The sequence below is a fragment of the Mesorhizobium sp. M7A.F.Ca.CA.004.12.1.1 genome, from assembly GCF_003997835.1.
In the GTDB taxonomy this organism is placed as follows: Bacteria; Pseudomonadota; Alphaproteobacteria; order Rhizobiales; family Rhizobiaceae; genus Mesorhizobium.
Map to the genome: position 1 here is coordinate 1 of NZ_RZRK01000491.1, position 4,655 is coordinate 4,655.

At 63.7% G+C, this 4,655-nt stretch carries 6 protein-coding genes and 1 pseudogene; 5 read left to right on the forward strand and 2 right to left on the reverse strand.

From position 1 onward, the window contains the following. Positions 1 to 868, forward strand: an 868-nt coding sequence (hemW, locus tag EN984_RS23270; RefSeq protein WP_127383969.1) for a radical SAM family heme chaperone HemW, incomplete at its 5' end; no start/stop codon positions are given. 399 nt (positions 869 to 1,267) lie between these two features. Then, positions 1,268 to 1,705: an EamA family transporter gene (locus EN984_RS23275; RefSeq protein WP_127269533.1), complete on the forward strand. Its 438-nt coding sequence runs from the start codon at positions 1,268 to 1,270 to the stop codon at positions 1,703 to 1,705. 73 nt (positions 1,706 to 1,778) lie between these two features. Here the strand turns inward: EN984_RS23275 and EN984_RS23280 are convergent, their stop codons facing one another. Beyond that, the gene (locus tag EN984_RS23280) at positions 1,779 to 1,967 is read right to left on the reverse strand and encodes a hypothetical protein (RefSeq protein WP_127269534.1); all 189 of its coding nucleotides are present in this window, start codon (positions 1,965 to 1,967) and stop codon (positions 1,779 to 1,781) included. A gap of 134 nt (positions 1,968 to 2,101) precedes the next feature. Here EN984_RS23280 and rsmI point away from each other — a divergent pair, with 134 nt between their 5' ends. After that, on the forward strand, positions 2,102 to 3,031 hold the full coding sequence (gene rsmI / locus EN984_RS23285) for a 16S rRNA (cytidine(1402)-2'-O)-methyltransferase (RefSeq protein WP_127269756.1): 930 nt from the start codon (positions 2,102 to 2,104) through the stop codon (positions 3,029 to 3,031). Further along, the gene (locus EN984_RS23290) at positions 3,024 to 3,401 is read left to right on the forward strand and encodes a YraN family protein (RefSeq protein ID WP_127269758.1); all 378 of its coding nucleotides are present in this window, start codon (positions 3,024 to 3,026) and stop codon (positions 3,399 to 3,401) included. The genes rsmI and EN984_RS23290 overlap by 8 nt, the downstream gene beginning before the upstream one ends. A 173-nt stretch (positions 3,402 to 3,574) precedes the next feature. Here EN984_RS23290 and EN984_RS23295 read toward each other — a convergent pair whose 3' ends face one another. Continuing rightward, positions 3,575 to 4,381 (reverse strand): undecaprenyl-diphosphate phosphatase, encoded by an 807-nt coding sequence (locus tag EN984_RS23295; RefSeq protein WP_127269760.1) that lies wholly within the window; start codon positions 4,379 to 4,381, stop codon positions 3,575 to 3,577. 124 nt (positions 4,382 to 4,505) lie between these two features. On the opposite strand from EN984_RS23295, the pseudogene EN984_RS38960 reads away from it, so the two are divergent. After that, a pseudogene (locus EN984_RS38960) lies at positions 4,506 to 4,655 on the forward strand (glutathione S-transferase family protein); the annotation flags it as partial.

Consider the following 4,655-nt stretch of genomic DNA (forward strand, 5'->3'; position numbering starts at 1 on the left):
GGTGACGCTGGAGGCCAATCCGTCCTCGGTCGAGGCCGAACGCTTTCGCGGCTACCGGGCAGCCGGCGTCAACCGCGTGTCGCTCGGCGTGCAGGCGCTGAATGACAAGGATTTGCGCTTCCTCGGCCGGTTGCACAATGTCGAAGAGGCCCTGCACGCCATCGGCCTCGCGCGGGAAATATTCCCGAGGCTGTCCTTCGACCTCATCTATGCCCGGCCCGGCCAGACGCCGGAGGCTTGGGCATCGGAGCTGGAACAGGCGATCGGCCATGCCGCCGACCATCTGTCACTCTACCAGCTGACCATCGAGGAGGGCACGCCGTTCCACGCGCTGCATGCGGCGAAAAAATTCATCATTCCCGACAATGACCACGCCGCCGACCTCTATGCGCTGACGCAGGAGATTACATCGGCGCATGGTTTGCCGGCTTACGAGATTTCCAATCACGCAAGGCCGGGTGCCGAGAGCCGGCACAACCTCACCTATTGGCGCTATGGCGAATATGTCGGCGTCGGGCCGGGCGCGCATGGCCGCTTCGTCGAGAATGGCCGCCGCACGGTGACGATCGCCGAGCGGATGCCGGAAACCTGGGCCAATCTGGTCGAAGCCAAGGGCCATGGCGTCACCGGCGGCGAAATCCTGACGCGTTCGGAAGAGGCCGACGAATTCCTGCTGATGGGCCTGCGGCTCGCCGAAGGCATCGACCTCTCCCGCTACGAAACGTTCTCCGGACGCGGCCTGTCGTCAGCACGGCTGTCGATGCTGCAGGGAGAGGGGCTGGTGGCGCCGATCGGCAATTCGCGCCTGCGCGCCACGGCCGCCGGCATGATCGTGCTCGACGCCGTGGTCGCCGATCTGGCGCGGTAGGCAGGTAGCTTTGCCTGCGCCAAGCTCCCCCCGCCTCGTCATCCACGGGCGGAACGACGCGAAGCGGCGCGCAGACCCGAGGATCCATGCCGCGACGGCTGCTGCGGGGCGTCACGGTCCAGAATGGGCATGCCTGCTCTGCCACTTGTCCCGTTCAAACAATAGATTTCGTTGCCGGCGCATCTTCTCCACGCCAGCTTTCCAAATTCTGCACCGTAGCGAAATTCAGAAGTCACGGAATGGATCCTCGGGTCTTCGCGACGTCGCTTCGCTCCTGCTCCGCCCGTGGATGACGAAGGTGGGGAAGCCTCGTCCAATCTCCGAAGCTTAGGATTACACTTCTGAAGGCACGCGTTTCACGGTATCTCGGTTGAGACCTCATCCGCAAAGGCCACCGGCATGAACCTGACCGTATCCTCCTGGCAATTCTGGGCATTGCTCTCAGCTGCGTTCGCTGCCCTGACGGCGATCTTCGCCAAGGTTGGCATCGAGAACATCAATTCCGATTTCGCCACCTTCATCCGCACGGTCATCATCCTGATCGTGCTCGGTGCCATCCTGCTTGCCAGCGGCCAGTTCCAGTCGCCGGCCACGATCTCGGCAAAGACTTGGGCTTTCCTAGGCCTGTCCGGTCTGGCGACCGGCGCGTCATGGCTCTGCTACTTTCGCGCCCTGAAGATCGGCAATGCGGCGCAGGTGGCGCCGATCGACAAGCTAAGCGTCGTGCTTGTGGCGGTGTTTGGCGCGGCCTTTCTCGGCGAGCGGTTGTCCGGAGCGAATTGGCTTGGCGTCGCTCTTATCGCGGCGGGCGCGGTGCTGGTCGCCTATCGAGGCTAGTTGCGCGCCGTTGCGGGCATTCTTTGTTTCAAGACGGGTGATGAAGATATCGAAGCGATTGGGCATCGTCCGGTCAGTGCTCCGTCGTGCTATCGGGTTTGTTGTCGGAAAGCCTGACGTTGGTCGGCAAAGCGCTCACGGCTCGCTCTTTGGCCAGGCTGTGCTCGGTCTTGGCAGATAGGCGCTTGTCCCTGGGCGCGGCACCGCGCTTGCGGCCGGCATAGTAGGGCTCGAAAGCGTCCTGTATCTTCAGGCTGTCCATCCTGTCCTCCTCCGGAATCAGGGGGCTAATCTGCCAACGCCGGTTTGGTTCCCCACTGTGGCAAAGGAAAGGCGAATTCCTTACATCGGCGTCAGCTTTTGCAAGCCCGCGTCAGCCGTGCCAAACAGGGCTGAATGGAGAAGTCATCGGTGACCGCAGAGACGAGCAAGCGCAGCTATGTGGTCGGGCAGACCGAGATCGCGGCACGGCCATTGGAGCCGGCGCTCTATCTGGTGGCGACGCCGATCGGCAATCTCGCCGACATCACGCTGCGCGCGCTGGAGACGCTGGCCGCTGCCGACATCGTCGCCTGCGAAGACACGCGGGTGTCGCGCGTGCTGCTCGACCGCTACGGCATTCGCCGCCGCACCACGGCCTATCATGAACACAATGCCGGCGAGGCCGGGCCGAAGCTGATATCGGCACTTCAGGCCGGGCAGAGCGTGGCGCTGATCTCCGATGCCGGCACGCCGCTGGTATCCGATCCCGGCTACCGGCTGGTCGGCGAGGCGCTCGACCACGGCATTCGCGTCGTGCCTATCCCCGGCCCGTCAGCGCCGCTGGCGGCGCTGACGGCATCCGGCCTGCCCTCCGATGCCTTCCTGTTCGCCGGCTTCCTGCCGGTCAAATCAGGGCAGCGGCTGACACGGCTGGAAGCACTGAAGGCCGTGCCGGCGACATTGATTTTCTTTGAATCGCCGCGCCGGCTGGCTGACTCCCTGGCTGCCATGGTCGAAGCGCTCGGCGGCGAGCGCAAGGCCGCTATCGGCAGGGAATTGACCAAGACCTTCGAAGAGATGCGAACCGGCACGCTGCAGGCGCTGGTCGACCACTATGCTGCGGCCGATACGCCGAAGGGCGAAATCGTCGTCTGCGTCGGTCCGGCCGAGGCCAGGGTCGACGAGCCTGAAGACATCGACCGTCTGCTTCTGTCGCTTGCCGTCGAAATGCCGGCCTCCAAGGCGGCCGCGGAAGCCGCGAAGATGACCGGCGGCCAGAAACAGGCCCTCTATCGGCGGCTGCTTGACCTTAGGGAGACTTCTGGAGAAAGCGACAGTGGCTGAGCGCCCAAGCGTCAGCCGCCAAAAGGCCTATCGGCGCGGCCATCGCGGTGAATGGCTGGCGGCGGCAGCACTGATGATGAAGGGCTACAGAATCCTTGCGCGCCGCCACCGCACACGCTTCGGCGAGATCGACCTGATCGCGCGGCGCGGCGATCTGGTGCTGTTCGTCGAGGTCAAGGCGCGCCGCACGCTGATGGAAGCCATGGAGGCGATCGGTCACGAATCGGAACGTCGAATAGAAGGCGCGGCCGACATCTGGCTGTCGCGCCAAGCGGACTACGGCAGGCTGTCGATGCGCTTCGACATGGTCGCGGTGCTGCCCTGGCGCTGGCCGGTGCATGTCGAGAACGCGTTTTACGGGAGGAGTTGAGGGGCCACTTACGGGCGTTGCTCGCCCTTCGCTGGCTCCCTGCCCTTCGGGCGTTCAGTCCCTTCAAAAGGTCCACCGGACCTTTTGATCCGCCCGAAGGCGAACCGGGCCTTCACCGTTCGTCGTTCGGAAAGCCAAGCAATTGGCTTTCCGTCCGCTTCGCGGACCACTCCTCACCCCCAGATCATCAGCGCCATCAACCCGACACCGCCGACCACCAGCCGCCACCAGCCGAACAGCGCGTAGCCTTTGCGCGAGACATAATCGAGCAGGAAGCGTACGACGATGAGCGCCGTGACGAAGGCGGCGACGAAGCCGACGGCGATGATCGGCAGGTCGGCACTGCTCAGCACGTTGCGGTTCTTGAACAGGTCGAAGGCAAAGGCGCCGACCATGGTCGGGATCGCAAGGAAGAAGGAAAATTCAGCGGCAGCGCGCTTATCGACGCCCAAAAGCAGGGCGCCGACGATGGTCGAGCCCGAACGCGATGTACCGGGAATGAGCGACAGGCACTGGAAAAGCCCGATCTGCAGGTAAAGCCGGGTCGGGAAGCGCTCGACATCGCGGTAGACCGGCTTGAGGTTCATGCGGTCCACCGCCAGCAGCACGACGCCGCCGATGATCAGCATGATGCAGATCAGCCTCGGCGATTCGAACAGCACCGTCTTGATGAAATCATGCGCCAGCGCGCCGATGATCGCCGCCGGCAGGAAGGCGATCAGGATGCCGATGGCGAAATGCCGCGTCAGCCGGTCATGCGGCAGTTCGAGCAGCATCTTCCACAGGCGGCGGAAATAGACGCTGAGGATCGCCAGGATGGCGCCGAGCTGGATCAGGATCTCGAAGGCCTTGCCGGTCGAATGGAAGCCGAGGAAATGACCGGCAAGCAGAATATGGCCGGTCGACGACACCGGGATGAACTCGGTCAACCCCTCCAGCAGGCCGAGCAGCAGGGCTTCGACGATGGTCTGGCTTTCCATGGCTACCTCGGCATTGGCGTGACGGCTGACAGAAGGGCTTGCTTGTCATGGCGTTGAAGTCCCCCTATAGGTCGCAACACCCTGACGGCCCGCTAACCGGGCGGCCAAGACTTACCGGTGCGCCCTGCGATTCGCCAGTGCGCTTTATCATCGCGGAACCATGCTGACGCTTTTCCACCATCCCATGTTCGCCACCTGTCGCTTCGTCCGCCTCGCATTCGGCGAGTATGGCGAGGAGCTGGCTTTGATCGAGGAAAAGCCGTGGACCCGGCGC

What these genes read in the sequence shown, in the direction of transcription:
- EN984_RS23275 (WP_127269533.1), top strand. Translation starts at nt 1,268, where the DNA reads ATGAACCTGACCGTATCCTCCTGGCAATTCTGGGCATTGCTCTCAGCT.
- EN984_RS23280 (WP_127269534.1), bottom strand. Translation starts at nt 1,967, where the DNA reads ATGGACAGCCTGAAGATACAGGACGCTTTCGAGCCCTACTATGCCGGC.
- rsmI (WP_127269756.1), top strand. Translation starts at nt 2,102, where the DNA reads ATGGAGAAGTCATCGGTGACCGCAGAGACGAGCAAGCGCAGCTATGTG.
- EN984_RS23295 (WP_127269760.1), bottom strand. Translation starts at nt 4,381, where the DNA reads ATGGAAAGCCAGACCATCGTCGAAGCCCTGCTGCTCGGCCTGCTGGAG.